Below are 24009 nucleotides of genomic sequence, written 5' to 3' on the forward strand. Positions count from 1 at the left end.
CCCCCGGGCCGGGTGTCTTCCCGGCCCGGGACCGCCGCGCATGTGCAATGGCTTTAAACATGCGGGGATGGGGAGGGATGTCAAACCGCCCGATGCAAGCGCATCCCGACAGACGGCGCCGCGAAACCGGGCAGAAGACTGGGCGCGCTGGGGATTTCACGGCCGCGAGCGGTTTCTGCCAGGCGGAGGCGTTTCCGCACGATGGCGCTTCGGCCCCTCGGCGCCCTGAAAAGAAAAACGCCGGCCGGGCGCAAAGGCCCGTCCGGCGATGGGCGGATCGGTCCGGACCAAAATCGTGCCGGCAGGAGGGAGGTCCCATCGCCACTGGTCCAGACATCGCGACCGCACAGGGAGGAGCGGGCGCTTTGACGATCCGTTGGTTCCCTTACTAACTGCCGACCGACCGCCCGGCAAGTGTTCTTGACGCGCCATTCGACCGCAGCGAACCTCCCGGGCGAAGACGGCGGACGTGACCGGCCGGCGCGCCGGGCGATCCGCCCCCCAAGATCCCGTCGCCATGGGAGGAGACGACCGCCATGCCGCTGCATCCGTTCATCGAGGTGATGCTCGAGAAGCTCGCCCAACAGCCCGGCCTGTCCGAGCAGTCGCCCGAAGCCGGCCGCGCCCAGGTGGCCGCCGGCCGCGAGGCCGTGGGCAAGGGCCCCGAGATGGCGGAGGTCCGCGACCTCGAGATCCCCACCCGCGGCGGCTCGATCCCCGGGCGGCTGCTGGTCCCCTCGGCCGATCCGGCCGGACTGGTCGTCTATCTCCACGGCGGCGGCTGGGTGCTGTGCGACATCGACGACTTCGACACGATGGGCCGCCGGCTTGCCGCCGACAGCGGCTGCGCGGTGCTGATGGTCGACTACCGCCTCGCGCCCGAGCATCCGTTCCCCGCCCCGCTCGAGGACAGCGAGGACGCGGTCGTGCATGGGGCCGAGCTCGCGGCCTCGGCCTTCTCGCGCCCCGTGCCCCTGGCGGTGGCGGGCGACAGCGCGGGCGGCAACCTCGCCACCATCGCCGCGCGGCGTCTCAGGTGCCGGGTGACGCTGGCGATCCAGGCGCTGATCTACCCGGTGACCGACTGCGACTTCGACCGCCCCTCCTACCGCGAGCGCTCCGAGGGGATGCCGCTGAAAGGGCGCGACATGGAGTGGTTCTTCGCCCACTACGCCCCGCGCGAGGCCTGGCCGACCCCCGACATCTCGCCGATCCGCGCGCAGGACCTCTCGGGCCTGCCGCCCGCGGTGGTGACGCTGGCCGAATACGACGTGCTGCGCGACGAGGGGCTGGCCTACGCCCGGGCGCTCGAGGCCGCCGGCGTCCCCGTGACCCTGCGCGAGATCCCGGGCCTGACCCACGGCTTCATCCGCCTGCACAACCTGTGCGAACCCGCGGCCGAGGAGCTGGCCGCCATCGGGCGCGACATCGCCCGCGCCTGCAAGGCCGCTCGCGCCGAGGCCTGAGGCCGGGACGGGGGGCGGGCGCCCGCCCCCCGCTCACGCCCATGTCAGTTGCCCTGCCGCTGCGTCGCCCCAATTCCTAGGCCGCCGGACCACTCCAGGTCGGAAGAGGGAGATCGACATGACACGCACGCGTCGCGAAGCGCTGAGGATCGGGGCGGCCGCGCTCGCCGGCATCGGCACGATCGGGATCATGCCCTGGCGCGCCCGGGCCGAGGGCTATTCCCACGACACCCAGGGCGGCGAGATCGGCATCCACCCCGTCTCCCACGCCTCGTTCGTGATGACCACGCCGGGCGGCCCGGTGATCTATGTCGACCCGGTGGGCGAGCCCTCGGCCTACGAGGCCCTGCCGGCCGCCGACGTGATCCTGATCACCCACCAGCACGGCGACCACTACGCGCCCGAGACGCTGGCGGCGCTGGCTGCGCGCAACGACGCGAGCCTGATCGTGAACCCCGCGGTGATGGAGATGCTGTCGGCCGACCTGAAGCCCCGGGCCACCGCCGTCGCCAATGGCGAGACCGCCGACGCCGGCGGCATCCCGCTGCGCGCGATCCCGGCCTACAACCTCACGCAGGAGCGGCTGCAGTATCACCCCAAGGGGCGCGACAACGGCTATATCCTCGAGATCGACGGCATGACCGTCTACATCGCCGGCGACACCGAGGACATTCCCGAGATGCGCGCCCTGACCGGCATCGACATCGCCTTCGTGCCGATGAACCTGCCCTACACGATGGACGAGACCGCGGCCGCCTCGGCCGTGGCCGAGTTCAAGCCGACGGTCGTCTACCCCTACCACTACCGCGATTCCGACCTCGACAAGTTCGAGGCCGCCCTCAAGGACGCCTCGGGCGAGAGCGAGGTGGTTCGCGGCCCCTGGTACTGACGCCCCCCGCCCGCCCCCTGACCCCGGGGGCGGGCCCCGTAGGGCGCATTTCAATGCGCCATGCCGGGGGCCGGCGTCCTCATCGCCCCGAGAGCCGCCCGATCCGCTCCAGCATGATCTCGGTCGAGCCGTCGGCGAAGCTTGCGGCCTGCATCCCGGCCATGTGGCGGGCGAACATCGAATTGGCGCCCAGCCCCGCGGCGCCATGCGCGTGCAGCAGCTCGGGCACCCAGCGGTTGGCGAGCTGGATGCCCACATATTTCGCCTGCGCCGCGATAAGCTGGGTGTCCTCGCCCGCCGAATGGGCGACCTCGGCGTTGCGGACCAGCGCCCGGGCGGCGGCCAGCTCCGCCTCCGCCGCCGAGAGTCGCCAGCGCCAGCCCTGCCGCGTCTCCAGCGCCGCGCCGAAGATCTGGCGGGAGCGGCCGTGCGCCGCGGCCGAATCGAGGCCCGCGTCCACCATCCCGAGGCACATCGCGGCCACGTAGATCCGCGCGCCGTTGATCTCGGTCAGGATCTGCTTGAAGGCCGTGCCGGGCTGGCTGATCACCGCCTCGGGCGGCGCCTCGTAGTTCTCCAGCCGGTAGCCGCCCAGCCCGTTGGCGAAGATCCCCCAGCTTCCCGAGCCCGCGACCCGGCTGAACCCCGGCCTCTCGGCCTGCACCAGGAAGGCCGCGATGCCTGCGCCCTCGCCGATCTCTCCGGTCTGGGCAAAGCAGATCGAGGTCGAGGCGTGCTCGGCGTTGGTGATCCAGGCCTTTTCGCCGTTCAGCACCCAGGAACCGTCGTCGAGCCGCCGCGCGGTGGTGCGGATCGCGGCGAAATCGGATCCCGCGCCCGGCTCGGTCAGCGCCGCGCAGCCGGTGGCCTCGCCGCGCAGCATCGGGGCGACGCGGCTCTGGGCCAGCGGGTTGTCGGTCAGCCGCGCCAGCCGCCAGGCCGTGTTGTGGGTGTTCAGGATCGCCATCGAGAAGCCGAAACAGGCGCGGGCGAACTGCTCGGCGATCTCGGACTTGCAGGCGAAGGAGAGGCCGAGGCCCCCCAGCTCGGTCGGGACCTGGATGCCGGCGAACCCCGCCTCGGCCGCCAGGCGGAGGGCGTCGAGGTCGGCGCGCCGCTCGCGCTCGCAGCGTTCGGCGGCGGGGACCAGCACCTCGTCGGTGAAGGCGCGCGCCTTGTCCACCAGCGCCCGCTCGGCTGCGGTCAGCGTCATCGCTCATCCTCCCTTGGGCGCGCCGCCCTCGCGCGGCGCGATGAGGGCCGCGCCCGGCGCCGCCCCGGCGCGCAGACTAGGCGCCGACCGGCCGCCCGGCAAGGCGCCGGCGATCCTGCCGCCCGGCGTCGCGCCAGGGGCGCCGCACGTCTTCGCCTGCTCTCGTGGAGGTTGACTGTGCGCGGCCCAAGCCTCACCTTGTGGGCGAGGGAGACGTGGGGCGGTCCTGCAGGGGAGCAGGATGGTCCGAGTGTTGGCACGCGGCGCAGAAAGCGTCGATCTTCTGGTTCTCTCGGCCGGTTTCGGTCGCGAGGGCGCCGGCGAACTGACCGGCAATCTCGTCATGGACCGCTATTCCTGGACGACGTCCGACGGACTCGCGGCGAAGGCGACGGGCGAGGCGGGCACGCTCCGCGTCAATCTCTCGGATGTGCCCTCGGGCCGGGCCGAGACGCTGACCCTCGCGGTCGCCGAGGCGACGAAGCTGACGATCGAGGCCGACCGCCCTTGGATCCGTCTGGGGCAGCTGGCGGGGGGCGATCCGCCCGGTCTCGCCTTCGACCCTATCCTGCGCGGCAAGGACCGGTTTCGCGCCGAGGGCGGGGGCGACGTGCGCCTGTTCGGCGACGGGGTGATGGCGCAGGATCACGACAAGGCCCGCGCCGACGTGTTCGAGCTTTCGGGCGCGGGCGGCCGGCAGGCGGTGGGCGACTTCTGGCTGGTTCCCTCGACGCTGTTCCAGGTCCGCATGGGCGACGACGACTTCCGCATCGACTCCCGCGGCGCGATCCACGTCTGGGGCGACGCGGCGATGCTGCTCGACAAGGCCGGCGACGACGGCGCGCAGGTGCGCGGGGGCGACGACCGCCTCGATGCGCGCGACGCGCTCGAGGGGGTGCGCCGGCCCGGGTCGCCGGTGCTGGTCGGCGACGTGGGCGAGGTCGGCGTGGGCTGGCTGCTCCGCGGCGGCGACGACCTGCTGATCGCCCCGCGCAAGGCCGGCGCCTCGCTGCTGGGCGACGTCCTCTCGGGCGACGGGCAGGCGCGGCTGTTCTGCGGCGACGACGTGCTGCGCGGCGGACGGGGCGACGACTTCCTGTTCGGCGACGCCCAGAACCTGGTGGAAGAGGGGGTGGGCTTCCGCCCCGGCTCGGACGTGCTGCGCGGGGGGCGGGGGGCCGACACGCTCTATGGCGACGCGCGCGAGATCTCGGATCACACGGTGCGGCTCGGCCGCGACCCGGGGGCCGACCGCCTGTTCGGCGGCGCGGGGCGCGACCGCGCCGAGGGCGGCTGGGGCGACGACCGCATCTTCGGGGGCGAGGGCGGCGACCGTCTCTACGGCGACCAGGGCGGCGACCGGCTCGAGGGCGAGGCCGGCGGCGACCGGCTGTGGGGCGGCCTTGGCGCCGACCGGCTGACGGGCGGGGCCGACGGGGACCGCCTCTATGGCGAGGCCGGCGAAGACGCGATCTTCGGCGGCGCCGGCTCGGACGCGCTGTGGGGCGGCGCCGGGGGCGACCGCCTGCTGGGCGAGGGCGGCAAGGACCGCCTGCGCGGCAATGGCGGCCGCGACGAGCTGCTGGGCGCCGCGGGCGGCGACCGGATCGACGGCGGCTCGGGCCGCGACGCCCTGTTTGGCGGCGGCGGCGGCGATGTTGCGCGGGGCGGGCGCGAAGACGACGCGGTCCATGGCGGCGGCGGTCGGGACCGGCTCCGCGGCGGCGGCGGCGAGGACGAGCTGTTCGGCGGCGGCGGGGCCGACACGCTGTCCGGCGGCAACGGCGACGACTGGCTCGAAGGCGGGGCGGGGCGCGACCTGCTTATCGGAGACGCCGGCGCCGACGTGTTCCGCCTGGCGCGGGGCGGGGGCGACGACGTGGCCGAGGACTTCGATCCCGACGTCGACTGGCTGTCGGTCGCGCGCGCGCTGGGCGCGGTCGACGTGCACGAGGCCGCGCGCGGCGTCTACGTCTCGGCGGGCGGCGCCTCGATCCTGCTGCTGGGGGTGGCGCTGGGCGAGCTCGACCCTGTGGCGCACGACTGGCTGGGCTGAGGCCCCCTCGCCCGAGGCGGAGCGGCCGGCCGGCCCCCCGGACAGGGGGCGGGCGGCGAGGCCCTCAAACAGCGAGCGGGCGGCGAGGCCCTCAATCGGGAGGCGGGCGGCGAGGCCTTCGAACGGGGGGCGGGCGGCGCGATCCCCGGAGGGGGATCAGGCGGCGAGGCGCCGGGCGGCGCGTGCGCGGGCGGCTTCGCCGAAGGCGGTGTAGACCGCCTGGCCGACCGCGCTCTCCCAGGCCATCCACTCGACATGCCACTGGGCGCCCAGCGCAAAGCCCGGCGCGTCGCGGATCGACAGCGCCTCGGGGGTGCCGTCGGGGGCGGTGCCCTCGATCACCACGCGCGGGCCGGTCTCCATCACGCCCTGGCCGTGCAGCGTGTTGGTCATCGCCTCGGTGACGCCGAGGATGCGGTGGAATTCGCCGCCCTCGACGAACTCGACCTTGTGGCGCAGGGCGAACTTCTCCTCGACCGTGCCGTCGGGGGGCATGCGGTGGTTGAGGCGGCCGGGGATGTCGCGGATCTCGGGGTGCAGGGTGGCTCCGAAGGCGACCGCCATCTCCTGGAAGCCGCGGCAGATGCCCAGCACCGGGACGCCGGCCTCGACCGCCGCGCGGATCAGCGGCAACGAGACCCCGTCGCGCTTGGGATCGAAGGGCTTGTGGGCCTCGGTCTCGTCATGGCCGTAGTGCGAGGGATGCACGTTGGCCCGCCCGCCGGTGAACACGAACCCGTCGCAGGCCGCCAGCAGGTCGGGCACCGACAGCGCCTCGGGCAGGGCGGGGATCACCAGCGGCAGGCAGTCGGCCGCCTTGGCGACCGCGTGCAGGTTCATCTCTCCCGCCGCGGACACCGGGAAGACGTCGTTGATCATGAAGGCGTTGGCGATGACCCCGATGACGGGGCGGGAGGCTCTGCCGGGCATGGGCTCTCGGGGCTCTGGGTCCTGAACTGCCCGCGCCGGCGTCGGCGAGGAGCCGACACGCGGGCCGTTGCGTCTGTGAACGGCGAGGATAGCGGCGCCCGGCCCCGACGTCGAGGCCCCCTCCCGCCGCGGCCCGAGGGCGACGACCCGGGGGCGGATTGACCGGGATCAAGACGCCCGGGCGGACAGGGCGCCGAGCCTCGCGAGGCAGGAGACCCCTGATGTCCCACGTCCCCCACGATCTCGCCGAGGGCCTCCCCGAACACGCCGCCCGGCCTGCCGAACGGCGCGGCGAGGCCCCGCATCTCGCCCGCCTGTCGGACGACGACCACCTGCCAAACCGCGAGATTCACCGCGCCGAGATCAACGTCCGGCCGATGGAGCGCCTCGCCCTCGAGGCCCTGAAGAAGCGGCGCCTGGCGCTGGCCGACGAGATCAGGGGGCTGCCGGCCGCGGCCTGAGACGCCGCGCCTCCCGCCCGCGGGCGGGAGGCGCGCGTCCCGATTCCCGGCCGATCTGCCCGGGTCCGGGCCCGGGCCCGGACCTCGTCCTCAGCTCGCCCGCTTCATCGCCTTGAGCTGCAGGCGGCGGCGGTGGAGCACCGGCTCGGTGTAGCCCGCGGGCAGGGAGCGGCCCATGAACACCAGGTTCCAGGCCGCGGCGAAGGCCGGACCGCCGAAGCTGGGCGCCATGGGCGTGTAGTCGGGATCGTCCGCGTTCTGACGGTCGACGACCTCGGCCATGCGCTTCATCGTCTCCATCACCTGATCGTCGCTGACCACCTCGTGGCGCAGCCAGTTGGCGATGTGCTGGGACGAGATCCGGCAGGTCGCGCGGTCCTCCATCAGCCCCACGTCATGGATGTCGGGCACTTTCGAGCAGCCGATCCCCGCATCCACCCAGCGCACCACGTAGCCCAGGATCCCCTGGGCGTTGTTGTCGAGCTCGGCCTGGATCTCCTCGGGCGACCAGTTGGGCCGGTCGGCGAGCGGGACCGTGAGGATGTCCGAGAGCTTCGCGCGCGGCCCGCCGGCGGCGATCCCGGCTTGCACGGCGCGGGCGTCGACCTTGTGGTAGTGCGTCGCGTGCAGGGTGGCCGCGGTCGGGCTGGGCACCCAGGCGCAGTTGGCGCCGGCCTTGGGGTGGCCGATCTTCTGCTCGAGCATGTCGGCCATCAGGTCGGGCGCCGCCCACATCCCCTTGCCGATCTGGGCCTTGCCCGCCAGCCCGCAGGCCAGCCCCACGTCCACGTTCCAGTCCTCGTAGGCCTTGATCCAGGGCTGGCCCTTCATGTCCGCCTTGCGGACCATCGGACCCGCCTCCATCGAGGAGTGGATCTCGTCGCCGGTTCGATCGAGGAAGCCGGTGTTGATGAAGGCCACCCGATGCTTCGCGGCCCGGATGCACTCGGCGAGGTTCACCGTGGTGCGCCGTTCCTCGTCCATGATGCCCATCTTGACCGTGTGGCGCGGCAGGCCGAGCGCCTCCTCGACCCGGTCGAAGACCTCCGAGACGAAGGCCGCCTCGTCGGGCCCGTGCATCTTGGGGCACACCACGTAGATCGAGCCGGCGGGCGAGTTGCCCCCCTCGCGCTTGAGGTCATGCAGGGCGCAGAGCACCGTGCACATGGCGTCCAGCGCCTCCTCCGAGATCTCCTGCCCGCCGGGGCCGTGCACGGCGGGCGTGTCCATCAGCAGGCCGACGTTGCGCACCAGCATCAGGGCGCGGGCGCGGACCGCGAAGGGGGCGCCGTCGGGGTCGGTCGCCTGGAAGTCCTCGTTCAGGGTGCGGGTGAAGGTCTCGCCGCCCTTGCTCACCTGCTCGGACAGGTCGCCCTTCATCAGGCCCAGCCAGTTGCGATAGGCCAGCGCCTTGTCCTCGGCGTCGACCGCGGCGACCGAGTCCTCGCAGTCCATGATCGCGGTCAGCGCCGATTCCAGCTTCACGTCGGCGATGCCCGCGGGATCGGCCGCGCCGATGGAATGCCCCTTGTCGATCACCACCTGCGCCAGCAGCCCGTTGCGCCTCACCAGCACCGAGGCGGGGGCGCCGGCCTCGCCCGTGTAGCCCGCGAACTGGGAGGGATCGGCGAGGCCCGTCTCGCCCGCCCCCCCGTCCACGATCAGCGCCCCGCCCTCGACCCGGATCGAGGTCACGTCGGCCCACGCGCCGCCCGCCAGCGGCGCGCTCTCGTCCAGGAACCCCTTGGCCCAGGCGATCACCCGCGCCCCGCGCTCGGGGTCGTAGCCCCCGCCCGCGGGCAGGTCGCCCAGCGCGTCGGTGCCGTAGAGCGCATCATACAGCGACCCCCACCGCGCGTTCGCCGCGTTCAGCGCATAGCGCGCGTTCATCACCGGAACCACCAGCTGCGGGCCGGCGAGCGTGGCGATCTCGGGGTCGACGTTCTGCGTCTCGATCTCGAAGGCCGGGCCCTCGGGCACGATGTAGCCGATCTCGTCGAGCATCGCGCGGTAGGCGGCGGCGTCCCAGGGCTTGCCCTTCGCCTTGCGGCACCAGGCGTTCAGGTCCGACTGGAAATCCTCGCGTTTCTCCAGCAGCGCGGCGCGCTTGGGGCCCAGTTCGGCGACGATGCCCGCCAGTCCCGTCCAGAACGCCTCCGACGTCACGCCGGAGCCGGGCAGCGCCTCGGTCTCGATGAACTTGTGCAGCGGGCGCGCCACGCGCAGGCCGGCGACGTCGATGCGGTCGGGCATGTGAGGTTCCTGGAAGTTGAGTCGTCTTTTGCACCATGACCTTGCCAGGCCCGCGCTGCCAGCTTTTGCGGGTCGGGTTTTCACCTGTCGGGATCGCCCGCAGCCGGCGACGGGCGTCTGCAAACGCGCCGGGGGCGCTTGCGCCGGCCCGGGGGGGCTGCAAGTCTGTGTCCCGTTCGCTGAAAGGAGACCTCCATGCGTCCCGACGCCCCGCAGCCGATCCGCCTCGCAGATTACACGCCGCCGAGCTGGCGCGCCGAGACGGTTCGGCTGGTCTTCGACCTCGCGCCGCGGGGCGCCAAGGTGCACGCCAGGATCCGCTTCGTGCGCGGCGAGGGGCCCGAGGGGCCGCTGCGCCTCGACGGGCAGAAGCTGATGCTGATGGCCGCCCGCCTCGACGGGCGCGACGTCTTCGACGAGGTGGCGCTCGATACCGACGGGATGACCCTTCCCGGCCCGCTGCCCGACGCCTTCGACCTCGAGACCACGGTCGAGATCGACCCCGAGGCGAACACCGAGCTCGAGGGCCTCTACCTTTCCGGCGGGGTCTACTGCACCCAGTGCGAGGCCGAGGGCTTCCGCAAGATCACCTATTTCCCCGACCGCCCCGACGTGATGGCGACCTATTCGGTGCGCATCGAGGCCCCCGCCTCGACCCCCGTGCTGCTCTCGAACGGCGAGCCGGGCGAGAGCGGCGCCCTTCCCGACGGCCGCCTGTTCGCCGAGTGGTCCGACCCCTGGCCGAAGCCCAGCTACCTGTTCGCGCTGGTCGCCGGCAACCTCGTCGCCCACCGCGACCGCTTCACCACCGCCTCGGGCCGCGAGGTCGACCTGGGCATCTGGGTGCGGCCCGGCGACGAGAGCCGCTGCGAATACGCGATGGACGCCCTGAAACGCTCGATGCGCTGGGACGAGGAGGTCTATGGGCGGGAGTATGACCTTTCCGTCTTCAACATCGTTGCGGTGGATGACTTCAACATGGGGGCGATGGAGAACAAGGGCCTCAACATCTTCAACTCGAAATACGTGCTCGCCTCCCCCGAGACCGCCGGCGACCGCGACTACGAGCTGATCGAGGGCATCATCGCCCACGAGTATTTCCACAACTGGACCGGCAACCGCATCACCTGCCGCGACTGGTTCCAGCTCTGCCTGAAGGAGGGGCTGACGGTCTTCCGCGACCAGCAGTTCAGCGCCGACATGCGCTCCGAGCCGGTCAAGCGCATCGACGACGTGAAGATGCTGCGCGCCCGCCAGTTCCGCGAGGATGCGGGGCCCCTCGCCCATCCCGTGCGCCCAGAACAGTTCATCGAGATCAACAACTTCTACACCGCCACCGTCTATGAGAAGGGCGCCGAGCTGATCCGGATGCTGCACCTTCTGGTGGGCCCCGAAGCCTATCGCCAGGCGCTGGACCTCTATTTCGAACGCCACGACGGTCAGGCCTGCACGATCGAGCAGTGGCTGGACGTGTTCCAGACCGTCACCAACCGCGACCTGACCCAGTTCAAGCTGTGGTATTCCCAGGCGGGCACCCCCCGCGTGACGGTCTCGGAGGGCTGGAAGCCCGGCAAGTACACGCTGACCCTGCGCCAAGACGTGCCCTCGACCCCCGGCGCGCCCTCGAAGAAGCCGATGGTGATCCCCATCGCCTTCGGCCTGCTGGGTCAGGGCGGAACCGAGCTGGTCGAACCCGGCGTGCTGGAGCTGACCGAGCCCGAGCAGACCTGGACCTTCCCGCTCGACGAGCGTCCGGTCCCTTCGCTGCTGCGCGGCCTGTCGGCCCCGGTGATCCTCGAGCGCCGCTCGACCTCGGCCGAGCGGGCCTTTCTGCTCGCCCATGACGCCGACCCGTTCAACCGCTGGGAGGCCGCCCGCGCCATGGCGCTCGAGGCGCTGATGGGCGCCGAGCCGGTCGCCCCCTTCGCCGAGGCCCTGCGCCTGGCGGTGGCCGACGCCTCGCTCGATCCCGCCTTCCGCGCCCTGCTGCTGACCCTGCCGGGCGACGACGAGCTGGCGCGCGAGACCTGGTCGCGCGGCCGCCAGGCCGATCCCGACGCGATCCACGCCGCCTCCGAGACCGCCAAGGCCGCCATCGCCGAGGCGCTGGAGCCCGAGCTGCGCGCCCTCTACACCGCGATGGAATCGCCGGGCCCGTATTCTCCCGACGCGGCCTCGGCCGGGCGCCGGGCGCTGCGCAACGCCTGCCTCTCGCTGCTCTCGCGCCGTCCGGTGGGCCCCGCGCTCGCCGAGGCGCAGGCCAGGGCCCCCAGCATGTCCGAGCGTCTGCCCGCGCTCGCCGCCCTCCTCCACGCCGGCGCGCCGGCCGCCGAGCCCGCGCTCGCGGCCTTCGCGCAGGAGTGGAAGGGCGACCCGCTGGTGATGGACAAGTGGTATCTCCTGCAGGCCACCACCCCGGCCGAGGGCACGCTCGCGCGCGTGAAGAGCCTGTCCGAGGATCCGGCCTTCGCCTGGAAGACGCCCAACCGCTTCCGCTCGCTGGTGGCGGCGTTCTCGACCAACCACTTCTGCTTCCACGCCGCCGACGGCGCCGGCTACCGGTTCCTCGCCGACTGGCTGTTGAAGCTGGACCCGCTGAACCCGCAGACGGCCGCCCGCGTCGCCGGCGCCTTCGAGACCTGGCGGCGCTACGACGACGCCCGCCAGGCCCTGATCCGCGCCGAACTGGAGCGCATCGCCAAGACCCCCGGCCTGTCGCGCGACCTGACCGAGATCGTGACCCGCATGCTCGGCGCCTGACCCTTCTGCGGCGCGCCTGTCGCCGGGCGCGCCGCAGGCGACCTTCCCCCACGCCACCCACCCCGCCTCTTGCCCGCGGCCCGATCCCCGCCCATCCTCCCGCCAACCACAAGGGAGGGAGGGCGCAATGCTCCAGATCGACCCCACGCTGTTCACCGACGAGGCCGTCTCGGCCGAAACCCGGACCTTCCTCGAGAAGATCGAGGCGACGCTGGCCGAGTTCCCCGCCACCAACGAGGTCCCCATCGAGCTGACCCGCAAGGCGCGCGAGGAAGGCAAGGGCCTGTTCCCCATCGACGGCCCGCTCGAGGGGTCGGACTGGATGGACTACCCCGGCGGCCAGCGCCGCGTGCGCGTCTCGCTGCCCGAGGGCGAGCCGCGGGGCGTCTACCTGCACATCCACGGCGGCGGCTGGGCGCTGGGTTCGCCCAAGTACAACGACGGCGAGAACCAGCGCCTGGCGAAGGCCTGCGGTCTCGCCGTGTGCTCGATCGAATACCGTCTCGCGCCCGAGCATCCGTTCCCCGCCGGCCCCGACGACTGCTTTGCCGCCGCCAAATGGGCCATCGAGACGCTGCCCTGGGGCGACGTCCCGTATTTCATCGGCGGCGAGAGCGCGGGCGGCCACCTCTCGGCCGTCACCCTGCTGCGCCTGCGCGAGGCGGGGCTGCTGGATCGCATCAAGGGGGCGGTGCTGACCTACGGCTGCTACGACATGCGCATGGCGGCCTCGGCGCGGAACTGGGGCGAGCGCAAGCTGATCCTCAACACTCCGGTGATCACCTGGTTCGCGGAGATCTCGATCCCCGAGCCTGCGGACCGTGAGAACCCGATGTTCTCGCCGATCCTGGCCGACCTGCGCGGCATGCCGCCGGCCCTGTTCTCGGTCGGCACGGCGGACCCGCTGCTCGACGACACCATGACCATGGCCGGGCGCTGGGTCGGGGCGGGGAATCTGGCCGAGATGGCGGTCTATCCCGGCGGCATCCACGCCTTCGACGCCTTCAGGGACCTGGGCATCGCGCGAGGCTACGCCGCGCGCAAGACGGCGTTCCTGAACGGCCTGCTCGAGCTCTGAGGCGATCCCGGGCGGGCCGCGCCGGCCCGCCCGGGCGATTCCCCCAACCCGTCGCCGACCCGCCGCGGACCTGTCGCCGGCCCGGAGTCGCGCGCGCGCCCTGCGCCTGCGCCCCGGGAACAGGCGCGCGGGCGGCGTCGTGGCCGCGTCAAGAAAGCGTCACCGAGCGTCAAGCTGGGCAAGCGTCCATCAAACCCGCCATCGCGGCGCCCAATGCCGCGCCATTCGGCGGGAAATAATCCGACCATATCGATTTGTCTTTGGTTCAAACCTTCCCGCGGGGACAGGCTTACCTTCGCGTGATGCCGCAGCGTCGCGCAGAGGGACGGTCTGCCGATGTCCGGCGCCGAAAGCGCGGAGGGTGCTCCCACCATGATCGAGGAGATCTACGTCGTCGCCTTCGAGGGCGATGAACGCCACCACGTGCTCGACTACGCCACAGAGCAGGCGAAGAAGTCGGGCGCGCGCCTTCACATCCTGCACGTCCTGGAATGGTCGCCCTACGCCTTCCTGACGCCAGAGGAGCTCGAGGAACGCCACGGGCGCCGCAAGGACGAGCTCGCCCGCGCTCATTCCGCCATCATGGGGCCGGCGCTGCAGCGGGTGGCGGCCGCCGACGTCTCGGCCGAGGGCGAGATCCGCTACGGCCAGGTCGTCGAGCTGGTCTGCGACACCGCCGAGAAGCTCGGCGCCTCGATGATCTTCGTCGGGCGGGCCGGGGGCAACGCGCTGGGCGCGCGGATCTTCGGCTCGGTGCCGCTGGGGCTTGCCCAGGCCGCCACCGTGCCGACCGTCATCGTCCCCTGAGCGAGAGAGAACCCATGCGATTTCATCCCGAAGCTTCCTCGCGCGTCCCGGGCGGCGCCCTCATTCCCATCCTCGCGCTGGCGGCCCTGCTGGTTGCGGCCGCCGGTCCCGCCGCGGCGCAGTCGCTGGACGAGACCATCAACACGATCTTCGCCGACTACACCGGCTGGTACGTGGCGCTGATCTTCGCCGACCTGCCGGGCACCAACTTCAGCTGGATCGCGCTGTGGCTGGTGGTCGCCGCGCTGATCTTCACCGGCTATTTCGGCTTCATCCAGATCAAGGGCTTCGTCCACTCGATCCGGCTGGTGCGGGGCGACTACTCCGACCCCGACGACGCGGGCGAGGTCAGCCACTTCCAGGCGCTGGCGACCGCGCTCTCGGGCACGGTGGGCCTGGGCAACATCGCCGGCGTCGCGGTGGCGGTCGGCATCGGCGGTCCGGGGGCGACCTTCTGGATGGTGATCGCCGGCCTCTTCGGCATGGCCACCAAGTTCACCGAGTGCACGCTGGGCGTGCGCTACCGCAACGAGTATCCCGACGGCCGCGTCTCGGGCGGGCCGATGTACTACATCACCAAGGGCTTCAAGGAGCGTGGGCTGCCCGGCGGACCGTTCCTGGCGGTGCTGTTCTGCATTTTCACCATTCTCGGCGCGCTGGGCGGCGGGAACATGTTCCAGGCCAACCAGGCGCATGCGCAGCTCGCGGGCGTGGTCGGCGACTACCCGGGCTTCATCACCGGCTGCATCCTGGCCGTGGTGACCTTCGCGGTGATCGCGGGCGGGCTGAAGTCGATCGCCAAGGTGACCGAGAAGGTGGTCCCGTTCATGGGCATCTTCTATGTCGCGGTCTCGGTCCTGATCCTGCTGATGAACTACGACATGATCGGCTGGGCTCTGGGCCAGATATTCCTCGGCGCCTTCACCGGCCTGGGCGTGGTCGGCGGCTTCACCGGCGCCCTGATCCAGGGTTTCCGACGCGCCGCCTTCTCCAACGAGGCCGGCATCGGTTCGGCCGCCATCGCCCACTCCGCCGTGCGCACCAAGGAGCCGGTGACCGAGGGCTACGTCGCCCTGCTGGAGCCGTTCATCGACACGGTGGTGATCTGCACCATGACCGCGCTGGTGATCATCATCACCGGCGTGCTGACCATGGACCCCGAGACGGGCCACTATGTCTGGAACGCCGAGGCCGGGCGGATCGCGACGATGGGCGAGGTGTCGGGCGTGCAGCTGACCTCGGCGGCCTATGCGCAGGCCTTCGGCTGGTTCCCGGTGCTGCTGGCGGTGGCGGTGGTGCTGTTCGCCTTCTCGACGATGATCTCGTGGAGCTACTACGGGCTGAAGGCCTGGACCTACCTCTTCGGCGAGGGCAAGACCAAGGAGGTCGTGTTCAAGGCGATCTTCTGCCTGTTCATCATTGTCGGCGCCTCGGCCAACCTGGGCCCGGTGATCGACTTCTCCGACGCCATGCTGTTCTCGATGGCGGTGGTGAACGTGATCGCGCTCTACCTGCTGATGCCGATCGTGCGGGGCGAGCTCGACAGCTACGTGACCCGCCTGCGCTCCGGCGAGATCAAGCGCTACAAGGGCTGAGGGCCCCGAGAGACCGACGCGCGCCCAGGGCTCTCCGGGGCGCGCGCGAGGTCTCAAGGCTGGTTCGGACGGGACGCCGGTCCCGGGCGCGAGGCGGCCCGGCCCGCCCGCTGGGCGCCTGCAGACCCCTGTTTCAACAAGCGGACTACAGGCGCCCTGCGGGCGGGCTTTGACCAGGGATGGGCGTTGTCGCCCCGCCGGAAGGGGGGGCGTGGACACCGTTGCCCCGGGGAACGGCTCAGACGTCCATCGCCTCCAGTTCGCCGATCATCCGGTCGATCAGGCCCAGGCCCTTCTGCCAGAACTCCGGGTCCGTGGCGTCGAGGCCGAAGGGCGCCAGCAGCTCCTTGTGGCCCTTCGAGCCGCCGGCGGCGAGCAGGTCGAAATACTTCTTCTGGAAGCCCGGCTCCCCCTCCTCGAACACGGCGTAGAGCGCGTTCACCAGCCCGTCGCCGAACGCGTAGGCGTAGACGTAGAAGGGCGAGTGGATGAAGTGCGGGATGTAGGTCCAGTAGTTCTCGTAGCCCTCGGCAAACTCGAACGCCGGGCCGAGGCTCTCGGTCTGCACCTCCATCCAGATGCGGCCCAGGTCCTCGGAGGTCAGCTCGCCCTCGGCGCGGGCGGCATGGACCCGGCACTCGAAGTCGTAGAAGGCGATCTGGCGCACCACGGTGTTGAGCATGTCCTCGACCTTGCCCGCCAGCAGCGTGCGCCGCTTCTTGGGGTCGGTCTCGGCATCCAGCAGCTTGCGGAAGGTCAGCATCTCGCCAAACACCGAGGCCGTCTCGGCCAGCGTCAGGGGGGTGTTGGACAGAAGTTCGCCCTGGTCGGCGGCCAGGATCTGGTGCACGCCGTGGCCCAGCTCATGGGCGAGCGTCATCACGTCCCGCGTCTTCCCCAGGTAGTTCAGCATCACATAGGGATGCACGTCGGTCACCGTGGGGTGGGCGAAGGCGCCCGGCGCCTTGCCGGGCTTCACCGGCGCGTCGATCCAGCCCTTGTCAAAGAACGGCTCGGCCAGCGCGGCCATCTTCGGATCGAACCCCGCGTAGGCGTCGAGCACCATCGACCGCGCCTCGTCCCAGGAGACCTTGCGGTCGGGCTCGTCGGGCAGGGGGGCGTTGCGGTCCCAGTGCTGCAGCTTCTCGAGCCCCAGCCACTTCGCCTTCAGCGCGTAGTAGCGGTGCGAGAGACGCGGGTAGGCGCCGACCACCGCGTCACGCAGGGCCTCGACCACCTCGGGCTCGACGTGGTTGGCCAGATGCCGCGCGGTCTGGGGCGTGGGCATCTTGCGCCAGCGGCACTCGATCTCGTGCTCCTTGGCCAGCGTGTTGGTGATGCGGGTGAAGAGGGGCAGGTTCTCGGCGAACACTTCGGACAGCGCGGCGGCCGCGGCGGCGCGGCGCGAGCGGTCGGAGTCCGACAACAGCGTCAGCGTCGATTCCAGCGGCAGCGGCTCGTCCTCGCCCTCCACCTCGAAGGTCAGGCGGGCCATGGTCTCGTCGAACAGGCGGTTCCAGGCGGTGGCGCCGACCACCGACTGGTCGTGGAGGAACTTCTCGAGCTCGTCCGAGAGCTGGTAGGGCCGGTAGGCGCGCACCCGCTCGAGCCACGGCAGGTAGCGCGCGAGGGTCGGGCTCTCGCCCGCCATCTCGGCCAGCCGCTCGTCCGAGAGGCGGTTGATCTCCAGCGTCAGGAACACGATCGGGGCGGTGATCTCTGTCACCTCGGCCTGGCGGTCGCCCATGAACTTGGCGCGCGCGGGGTCGGAGGTGTTCTGGTAAAGGCGCAGCCCCGCGTAGCTCATCACCCGGCCCAGCTTCTGCTGCAGCGCCTCGTAGCGGGCGACGGCCCAGCCCAGCTCGTCCCCGGTCAGGGTCTCGAGCTTGCCCTCGTAGTCCTCGGCGAGCTTGGCGGCCTCCTCCCTCGCGGCGTCGAGATCGGCGCGCAGGGCCTTGTCGTCGGGGCCGACATAGAGGTCGTCGAGGTTCCACTCCGGCAGCTCGCCCAGCGGCGTCGCGCCGCCCGAGGCCTCGGCCACGTCGCGCAGCGGCGCGGCCTGCGGAATCGGCCCCAGCGGAGTCGGACGGGCGTGGATCATGAGAGGTCCTTTCGGGTCGGTCGAAGCGGGCCGGTCGCGACGCGGCGCGGGGCCGGGGCTCCGCTCGGGGATGGGTCGGGTCCAGTGATAGACGCCGGGAGAGGGGGACGGAAGGGCGCGGCGCCCGCCCGGATCAGAGGTCGATGGCCGGCGCGGGCGTGTCGGGGGCGGCTTTGGGCGCCTCCTGGGGGCCCGCGTCGGGCGCGGAATCTTCGAGCCCTTCGGCGCCGCCCTCGCGCCTGGGGATCAGGATGTCGCCATTCGGCAGCATCTCGGGCGGGCCGTAGTCGTCGAGCATGGCGACGGCGTCGCGCATCTGGCGCAGGGCGGGGCCGAGCTGCTCGCGCAGGCGCTCGATCGCCTCGCGGGCGGCGTCGGTCATCTCGTCGAGGCCCGGGATCTCCGGCAGCCAGCCGTCCTGGGCCTCGGGGGCGGGCGCCTCGGGCGTCTGTTGCGCGGCGAGCGGCGGGGCCGCGAGGGCCAGCGCCAGGGCAAGCGCGGGAAGGGCGAGCGCGGGGAGGGTGCGGGCGGTTGTCATGGCGCTGATGTGGGGCGCGGCGCCCCATCCGCCAAGGCGGGCGAGGCGGCGGGCCGCAAGCCGCGGCGCAACGCGCGCGCCGGTGGGGGCGGTCCGCCCGCCGCGGCGGGGTCGGCGTGGGCGCCTGTTGCGGAGCGAGAGCGGCGGGCGAGGGGCGCCGGGCCGGCTGGCGAGGGGGCGCCCGGGCGGCAAGGCGCGGGCGCGTGGGCCGGCGCCGGGCCAGGGCCCCACCGCCTCCGGCTGCAAGGGGAGACGTCGGCCACCTGCGCCGCGCTGGCCGCGCCGCGGCGGGCCAAACGGTCCGACCGGGCGCATCCGTTGCGCCGCGGCTTTCGGGACACGGGCGCCAGGGCCCCCAAAAGAGAAACGCCCCGCGGGAGACCCGCGGGGCGTTCCTGTTTCTGACCGTCCGGCGGGCCTCAGGCCCGGCCGGCCGTCGCGATCACTCGGAGATCGCGATGGTGGCGCGACGGTTGCGCGGCTCGCGCACGTTGTCGCCGGTCGGGACGGCCAGCTCGAGCTCCGAGCGGCCGGCCTTGGTCACGGTGCCCACGTTGACGCCATCGGTCGACGCACGGGCCAGGATGGCGCGCTCGACGGCGGTGGCGCGACGCTCGGACAGACGCTGGTTGTAGGCGACCGAGCCGACGGTGTCGGTGTGGCCAACGATCGAAACCAGCGGCGAGCCGTAGGCGGACAGCAGGGTCACGACCTCGTTGATCACTTCCTGAGCGGCGGCAGTGATGTCAGCGCGGTCGAAGCCGAAGTACACGGTCAGGTCGCCGGCCGCGCCGATGCAGGCGGCGAGCGCCTCCTCGTACATGGCCATCGCGTCCTCGGCCGAGACGCACGCGTACGCGCCCTCGACCAGCGACTCGAGGTACTGATCCCAGTAAGCCTGGGCTTTGGCGCACGCCTCGGGGCGGGCGGCCTTGTTGGCGTTCACCGCCGCGACCATCTCGGAGTAACCGGTCGCGGAAACGCCGATCTCCTCAGGGGTCCAGGGGGCGACGCCGCCGGCGGCGGCGGCCTGGGACTTGGCCACGTAAGCGGTCGAGTCCATCCAGTTCACGTCGGTGCGCGCGGAACGCACGGCCAGAGCCTGATACTCACGAGCCAGCGCGGCGTCGAAGGACGAGCCCTCGATGCTGGTCCCGAGGTAGTCCTCGGCCGTGAAAGTCCCAGCCAGGTTCGCGCCCGGCAGGTACGAGCAGCCAGCCAGAGCCAGCGCAGAGCCCGCCATGACAATCCGGGAAATGTAGTTCATCCCTCTCTCCGTCTCGGTTCGCCCGGCTGCGGCCGCCGGGACTGTGGGGTTCGGGCGACGGCCTGACGGTTGGCACCCTCAGGGACCGGATCGCACGTTCGCGCTTGACGATCAACCTTTCCGAGTCGCCGCAAGCCACGCCCGTGCCGCAGATTTCACATCACGTCGCGTTTTAACAACACATTCGGGACTGAGGGCTAGGTTCGCGGCGATTCTGTGGAAGACCGGGGCCGCCAAGGCGGGTGGCGCCGTGTTTTCCGCTCGGGGTGATACGGGAAAGCCACATGAGGACGCGCTTCGGAACTGGGGAATCGGATGCGGCTGCAGCCGACGTCCGCCTGCAGCTGGTCGGAACAGACGGCCATGTCAGATCGCTCGGGGAAATCGAATCGGAAACGATCCGCTTCGCCATAAGCCGCTACGGGGGCAATCTTTCAGAGGCGGCGCGGCGCCTGGGGATCGGCCGCTCGACCCTCTACCGGCGATTGGGCGGCGACGACTGATCCGCGCCGCCGCCGGCGGACGCTGCGCGGCGCGCTCGACGTTGCCGCCGGGGGGCGGGCCCGTCTAGGGTCGCGCCTCCCCCCGTGCGGCCCGTCGGAGCAGCGTCATGCCGGAACCAGACCCCCGCGCCGGCGCTCCTCGGGGCGCGTCCCGCCCGCCCGAGGCCGCCCGCAGCGCTCGGCCTGCGGCCGACGGCGAGGCTCTGCCCCCCGGAGCGGACGGCGAGGCTCCGCTCCCGCCGATGTCCAGGCGCGAGACCTCGCCTCCGCCCGCCGCCGCCCCTGACGACGCGCGGCCGCCGGCGCAGGCGCAGGCGCAGGGGGCGGCGCAGGGGCAGGGGTCTGCGACGGGAGGCCGGACGGACGGGGCGCGAACCGAGGCGTGGCGGGGCGGCGGGCTCTCGTGGCTGGTGCTCGCCGCGGGGCTGGGGGTCTGCGCGCTGGCCTTCTCGCCCTCGCTGATCCCGCGGCCCTGGCCGTTCCAGGCGCTGCTGGCCGGGGTCTCCTTCGCGCTGGGTGCCTGGCTCGCGATCGCCGTGCGCTGGCTGTGGCGCTGGCTGGAACTGCCCGAGCCCGCCGCGCTGGCCGCCCGCCGCACGGGGCAGGCGCTGAGTCTCGCCGCCGCGGCGGGGCTGGCGGCCGGACTTTGGCGCTCGGCCGGGTGGCAGAACGCGACGCGCGCGCTGATGGGCATGCCCCCGGTCGAGAACATGTTTCACGTCCGCACCCTTCTGGCCGCCGCGGCCGTGGCCGCGGTGTTGCTGGGGCTCGGCGCGCTGCTGGCCTGGGGGCTGCGGGCCGCGGCGCGCGCGCCCCTGCGGGTGTCGCGCCGCCGCGCGGCCTCGGCCGCAGGGGTGGCGCTGTTCCTGGGCCTGCTGGTCACCGCGGTCGATGGCACGCTGGTGCGCGGCGCCATCGGCCTGATCGACCAGGTGCAGGCCGCCGTCGACGTCGCCGACCCGCCCGGGGCCGAGCCGCCCATCCTGCCCGAACGCTCCAGCGGTCCCGGCTCGCTGATCGCCTGGGACGGGCTCGGCCGCGCGGGCAAGCGCTTCGTCCACGAGGGGCCGCGCGCCGCCGAGATCTCGGCCGCCACCGGCCGCCCGGCGCGGGAGCCGATCCGCGCCTATGTCGGCCTGCGCGCCGCCGACGACGTCGAGGCGCAGGCCCGCCTCGCGCTCGACGAACTGACCCGCGCCGGCGGGTTCGAGCGCAAGATCCTGGTCATCGCCACGCCCACCGGCACCGGCTGGCTGCAGAACGAAGCCATCGCTCCGCTGGAATACATGCACGACGGCGACACCGCGGTGGTCGGGGTGCAGTATTCCTACCTGCAGAGCCCCCTGTCGCTGATCCTCGAGCCGGGGCTGGCCCAGGCCTCGGCCCGCGAGGTCTTCGCGGTGATCCATGAGCGCTGGCGCAGCCTGCCCGAAGCGACGCGCCCGCGCCTCTATGTCTTCGGGCTGAGCCTGGGCTCGCTGGGCTCGGAGGCCTCGCTGCCGCTCAACGCCTGGGTGCGCGACCCGATCAAGGGCGCGCTGTGGGCCGGCCCGACCTTCCGCAACCCGTTCTGGCGTCAGGTGCGGCGCGACCGGCGGGCGGGCTCTCCGGACTGGCGGCCGGTGTTCGAGGACGGGGCGCTGGTGCGCACGCTGGGCCCCTCGCTGCCGGGCGCGGCCTATGCCGAGGGCTGGGGGCCGCTGCGGATCGTGTTCCTGGCCAACCCCTCGGACCCGATCGCCTTCTTCGAGGAATCGATGTGGTGGCGCGAGCCGGCCTGGATGAAGCCTCCGCGCGGCGCCGACGTGACGCCGCTGTTCTCCTGGCGGCCGCTGACCAGTTTCCTTCTGACCGCGGCCGACATGCTCTCGGCCGCGGACGCGCCGCCCGGGCATGGCCACGACTACGCCGCCCAGGACTATGCCGACGCCTGGGCCGCGGTCACCGCGCGCGAGGGCTGGGGGCCGCTCGACAGCGCCCGGATCGCCGCCCGGATTCGCGAGACCGACCCTGACGTGGAGCGCTGACCACCGCCCGTCCCCGTCCCCGTCCCCGTCTGTGGAATGCAAACGGCCCCCGGCGCCTGGGCGCCGGGGGCCGTCGGGTCGCGTCGCCGGGCCGGGGCCCTGCGCGCTCACATGTTGGGATAGTTCGGCCCGTCGCCGCCCTGGGGGGTTGTCCAGTTGATGTTCTGCGGCGGATCCTTGATGTCGCAGGTCTTGCAGTGCACGCAGTTCTGGAAGTTGATCACGAACCGCGGGTTCGAGCCGTCGTCGTCGCTCACCACCTCGTAGACCCCGGCCGGGCAGTAGCGCTGCGCGGGCTCGGCGAACTTGGGCAGGGTCCAGCCGATGGGGATCTCGGGATCCTTCAGCTGCAGGTGGCAGGGCTGGCTCTCGGCGTGGTTGGTGTTGGCGAACGAGACGTTGGTCAGCCGGTCGAAGCTCAGCTTGCCGTCGGGCTTGGGATACTCGATCGGCTCGTAGTGGCGGGCGCGGCGGGTCGCCTCGGCGTCGTTCTTGCCGTGACCCAGCGTGCCCAGCAACGTGCCCCCGAAGATCGACGAGAACCACATGTCCGCGCCGCCCAGCGCCAGGCTGCCCCAGAGGCCGTAGCGGGACCACAGCGGCTTGACGTTGCGCACGGGCTTGAGGTCGGCCGCGATCGGGCCGGTGCGCACGTCTTCCTCGTAGGCGGCGACCTCGTCGCCCTGGCGACCCTCGCCGATGGCCGCGAACACGGCCTCGGCCGCGGCCTTGCCCGAGAGCATGGCGTTGTGGTTGCCCTTGATGCGGGGCAGGTTGACCATGCCCGCCGAGCAGCCGAGCAGCGCGCCGCCGGGGAAGGTCAGCTTGGGCATCGACTGCCAGCCGCCCTCGGTGATTGCCCGCGCGCCGTAGGCGACGCGCTTGCCGCCCTCGAGCAGCTCGGCCACCGCGGGGTGATGCTTGAGGCGCTGGAACTCCTGATAGGGGCGCAGGTAGGGGTTCTGGTAGTTCAGGTGCACCACGAAGCCGATGAAGATCTGGTTGTTCTCGGCGTGGTAGATGAAAGACCCGCCGCCGGCGTTGTTGCCCAGCGGCCAGCCCATGGTGTGGGTGACCGTCCCCTCCTTGTGCTTGGCGGGGTCGATCTCCCAGATCTCCTTCATGCCGAGGCCGTATTTCTGCGGCTCGCGGCCCTCGGCGAGGCCGTACTTGTTGATGGCGACCTTCGAGAGGCTGCCGCGCACGCCCTCGGCCAGCAGCACGTACTTGCCGCGCAGCTCCATGCCCGGCTCGTAGCCCTCGCCCGGCGTGCCGTCGGGGTTCTTGCCGAACTCGCCCGCCACGACGCCGACGACTTCGCCGTTGTCGCCGTAGACCAGCTCCGAGCAGGACATGCCTGGGAACACCTCGACGCCCAGCTCCTCGGCCTGCTCGGCCATCCAGCGGCAGACGTTGCCCATCGAGACGATGTAGTTGCCGTGGTTGTTCATCAGCGGCGGCATCGGGAAGTTGGGGATCTTCACGTCCCCGTTCTCGCCCAGCAGCAGGAAGCGGTCGTCGGTGACCGGCGTGTTCAGCGGCGCGCCCTTGGCCTTCCAGTCAGGGATCAGCGCGTCCAGCCCGCTGGGATCGAGCACCGCGCCCGAGAGGATGTGCGCGCCGACCTCGGAGCCCTTCTCGAGCACCACGACGTTCATGTCGTCGCCGCCCAGCTGCTTGAGGCGGATCGCGGCGCTGAGGCCGGCGGGCCCCGCGCCGACGATGACGACGTCGACGTCCATGGTTTCGCGTTCGATCTGGCTCATGTCTGGCTACCTCGTCTCGTGGCTCGTGCGCGGAGGCCGGGCCGCCGAAGGGCGGGGGTCCGCCGCCCGGCCCCGCCGGCGGTTCGGCGGGGGCGGGCGCATCTATGGGTCACCCCCAAGGGGCGTGTCTCTGTGGCGCCCCGTCAGGGCGCGTCGTCAGGGTCGCCCCGGCGGGGCGCATCGTCAGGTCGCCCCTGGGGGCGGGTCAGGCGAGCGCTCCGGAACGGGCCGGAGCAGGGTCGTCTTCGGGGTTAATGACCGCTCGGCAAGCCGTCAACAGGCAGCCGCGGGGACAGCGC

Annotated in this window: 17 protein-coding genes; 10 read left to right on the forward strand and 7 right to left on the reverse strand. The window is 72.1% G+C overall.

Features of this window, described 5'->3' with window-relative positions:
* The first annotated feature begins 536 nt into the window (after positions 1 to 536).
* A complete protein-coding gene (locus tag AAC134_RS10300) occupies positions 537 to 1466 on the forward strand; it encodes an alpha/beta hydrolase (RefSeq protein ID WP_339948997.1) in 930 nt (309 codons plus the stop codon).
* Between the two features lie 118 nt (positions 1467 to 1584).
* Positions 1585 to 2355 carry an MBL fold metallo-hydrolase gene (locus tag AAC134_RS10305; RefSeq protein WP_339948998.1) on the forward strand — a complete coding sequence of 257 codons (771 nt, stop codon included), beginning with the start codon at positions 1585 to 1587 and terminating at the stop codon, positions 2353 to 2355.
* 79 nt (positions 2356 to 2434) lie between these two features.
* Here AAC134_RS10305 and AAC134_RS10310 read toward each other — a convergent pair whose 3' ends face one another.
* Entirely contained in the window at positions 2435 to 3568 is a 1134-nt protein-coding gene (locus tag AAC134_RS10310; protein WP_339948999.1) for an acyl-CoA dehydrogenase family protein, read from the reverse strand.
* 250 nt (positions 3569 to 3818) lie between these two features.
* Between AAC134_RS10310 and AAC134_RS10315 the strand changes: the two genes are divergently transcribed.
* Positions 3819 to 5624, forward strand: a complete 1806-nt coding sequence (locus AAC134_RS10315) for a calcium-binding protein (protein WP_339949000.1) — start codon at positions 3819 to 3821, stop codon at positions 5622 to 5624.
* Positions 5625 to 5780: 156 nt separating this feature from the next.
* On the opposite strand, the gene AAC134_RS10320 is transcribed toward AAC134_RS10315, so the two are convergent.
* On the reverse strand, positions 5781 to 6554 hold the full coding sequence (locus tag AAC134_RS10320) for a gamma-glutamyl-gamma-aminobutyrate hydrolase family protein (RefSeq protein WP_339949001.1): 774 nt from the start codon (positions 6552 to 6554) through the stop codon (positions 5781 to 5783).
* A gap of 221 nt (positions 6555 to 6775) precedes the next feature.
* Here AAC134_RS10320 and AAC134_RS10325 point away from each other — a divergent pair, with 221 nt between their 5' ends.
* A complete protein-coding gene (locus AAC134_RS10325) occupies positions 6776 to 7015 on the forward strand; it encodes a YdcH family protein (RefSeq protein WP_339949002.1) in 240 nt (79 codons plus the stop codon).
* Between the two features lie 90 nt (positions 7016 to 7105).
* Here AAC134_RS10325 and AAC134_RS10330 read toward each other — a convergent pair whose 3' ends face one another.
* Positions 7106 to 9268, reverse strand: coding sequence for a malate synthase G (locus tag AAC134_RS10330; protein ID WP_339949003.1), 2163 nt, complete (start codon positions 9266 to 9268; stop codon positions 7106 to 7108).
* A gap of 195 nt (positions 9269 to 9463) precedes the next feature.
* Here AAC134_RS10330 and pepN point away from each other — a divergent pair, with 195 nt between their 5' ends.
* The 4 genes from pepN to AAC134_RS10350 all read left to right on the forward strand — a co-directional run bounded on the left by pepN (position 9464) and on the right by AAC134_RS10350 (position 15508).
* The gene (gene pepN, locus AAC134_RS10335) at positions 9464 to 12028 is read left to right on the forward strand and encodes an aminopeptidase N (protein ID WP_339949004.1); all 2565 of its coding nucleotides are present in this window, start codon (positions 9464 to 9466) and stop codon (positions 12026 to 12028) included.
* Positions 12029 to 12155: 127 nt separating this feature from the next.
* Complete coding sequence (locus tag AAC134_RS10340) at positions 12156 to 13106, forward strand: alpha/beta hydrolase (protein WP_339949005.1); 951 nt, start codon at positions 12156 to 12158, stop codon at positions 13104 to 13106.
* 372 nt (positions 13107 to 13478) lie between these two features.
* Complete coding sequence (locus tag AAC134_RS10345; RefSeq protein ID WP_339949006.1) at positions 13479 to 13913, forward strand: universal stress protein; 435 nt, start codon at positions 13479 to 13481, stop codon at positions 13911 to 13913.
* Between the two features lie 14 nt (positions 13914 to 13927).
* A complete protein-coding gene (locus tag AAC134_RS10350) occupies positions 13928 to 15508 on the forward strand; it encodes an alanine/glycine:cation symporter family protein (protein WP_339949007.1) in 1581 nt (526 codons plus the stop codon).
* Positions 15509 to 15746: 238 nt separating this feature from the next.
* Here the strand turns inward: AAC134_RS10350 and AAC134_RS10355 are convergent, their stop codons facing one another.
* The 3 genes from AAC134_RS10355 to AAC134_RS10365 form a co-directional block, all read right to left on the reverse strand.
* Positions 15747 to 17609 (reverse strand): M3 family oligoendopeptidase, encoded by a 1863-nt coding sequence (locus AAC134_RS10355; protein ID WP_339949008.1) that lies wholly within the window; start codon positions 17607 to 17609, stop codon positions 15747 to 15749.
* Between the two features lie 133 nt (positions 17610 to 17742).
* The gene (locus AAC134_RS10360) at positions 17743 to 18147 is read right to left on the reverse strand and encodes an AAA+ family ATPase (RefSeq protein WP_339949009.1); all 405 of its coding nucleotides are present in this window, start codon (positions 18145 to 18147) and stop codon (positions 17743 to 17745) included.
* A gap of 442 nt (positions 18148 to 18589) precedes the next feature.
* A complete protein-coding gene (locus AAC134_RS10365; RefSeq protein ID WP_339949010.1) occupies positions 18590 to 19414 on the reverse strand; it encodes an OmpA family protein in 825 nt (274 codons plus the stop codon).
* A 284-nt stretch (positions 19415 to 19698) separates the two neighbouring features.
* On the opposite strand from AAC134_RS10365, the gene AAC134_RS10370 reads away from it, so the two are divergent.
* Together AAC134_RS10370 and AAC134_RS10375 are read left to right on the forward strand one after the other, a co-directional pair.
* Positions 19699 to 19917: a helix-turn-helix domain-containing protein gene (locus tag AAC134_RS10370; RefSeq protein ID WP_339949011.1), complete on the forward strand. Its 219-nt coding sequence runs from the start codon at positions 19699 to 19701 to the stop codon at positions 19915 to 19917.
* A 242-nt stretch (positions 19918 to 20159) separates the two neighbouring features.
* On the forward strand, positions 20160 to 21944 hold the full coding sequence (locus AAC134_RS10375) for an alpha/beta-hydrolase family protein (protein ID WP_339949012.1): 1785 nt from the start codon (positions 20160 to 20162) through the stop codon (positions 21942 to 21944).
* A gap of 107 nt (positions 21945 to 22051) precedes the next feature.
* Here AAC134_RS10375 and AAC134_RS10380 read toward each other — a convergent pair whose 3' ends face one another.
* A complete protein-coding gene (locus AAC134_RS10380; RefSeq protein ID WP_339949013.1) occupies positions 22052 to 23710 on the reverse strand; it encodes an electron transfer flavoprotein-ubiquinone oxidoreductase in 1659 nt (552 codons plus the stop codon).
* Positions 23711 to 24009 lie beyond the last annotated feature (299 nt).

Origin of the sequence: uncultured Albimonas sp. (genome assembly GCF_963977235.1) — a bacterium.
Classification (GTDB): Bacteria; Pseudomonadota; Alphaproteobacteria; order Rhodobacterales; family Rhodobacteraceae; genus Albimonas.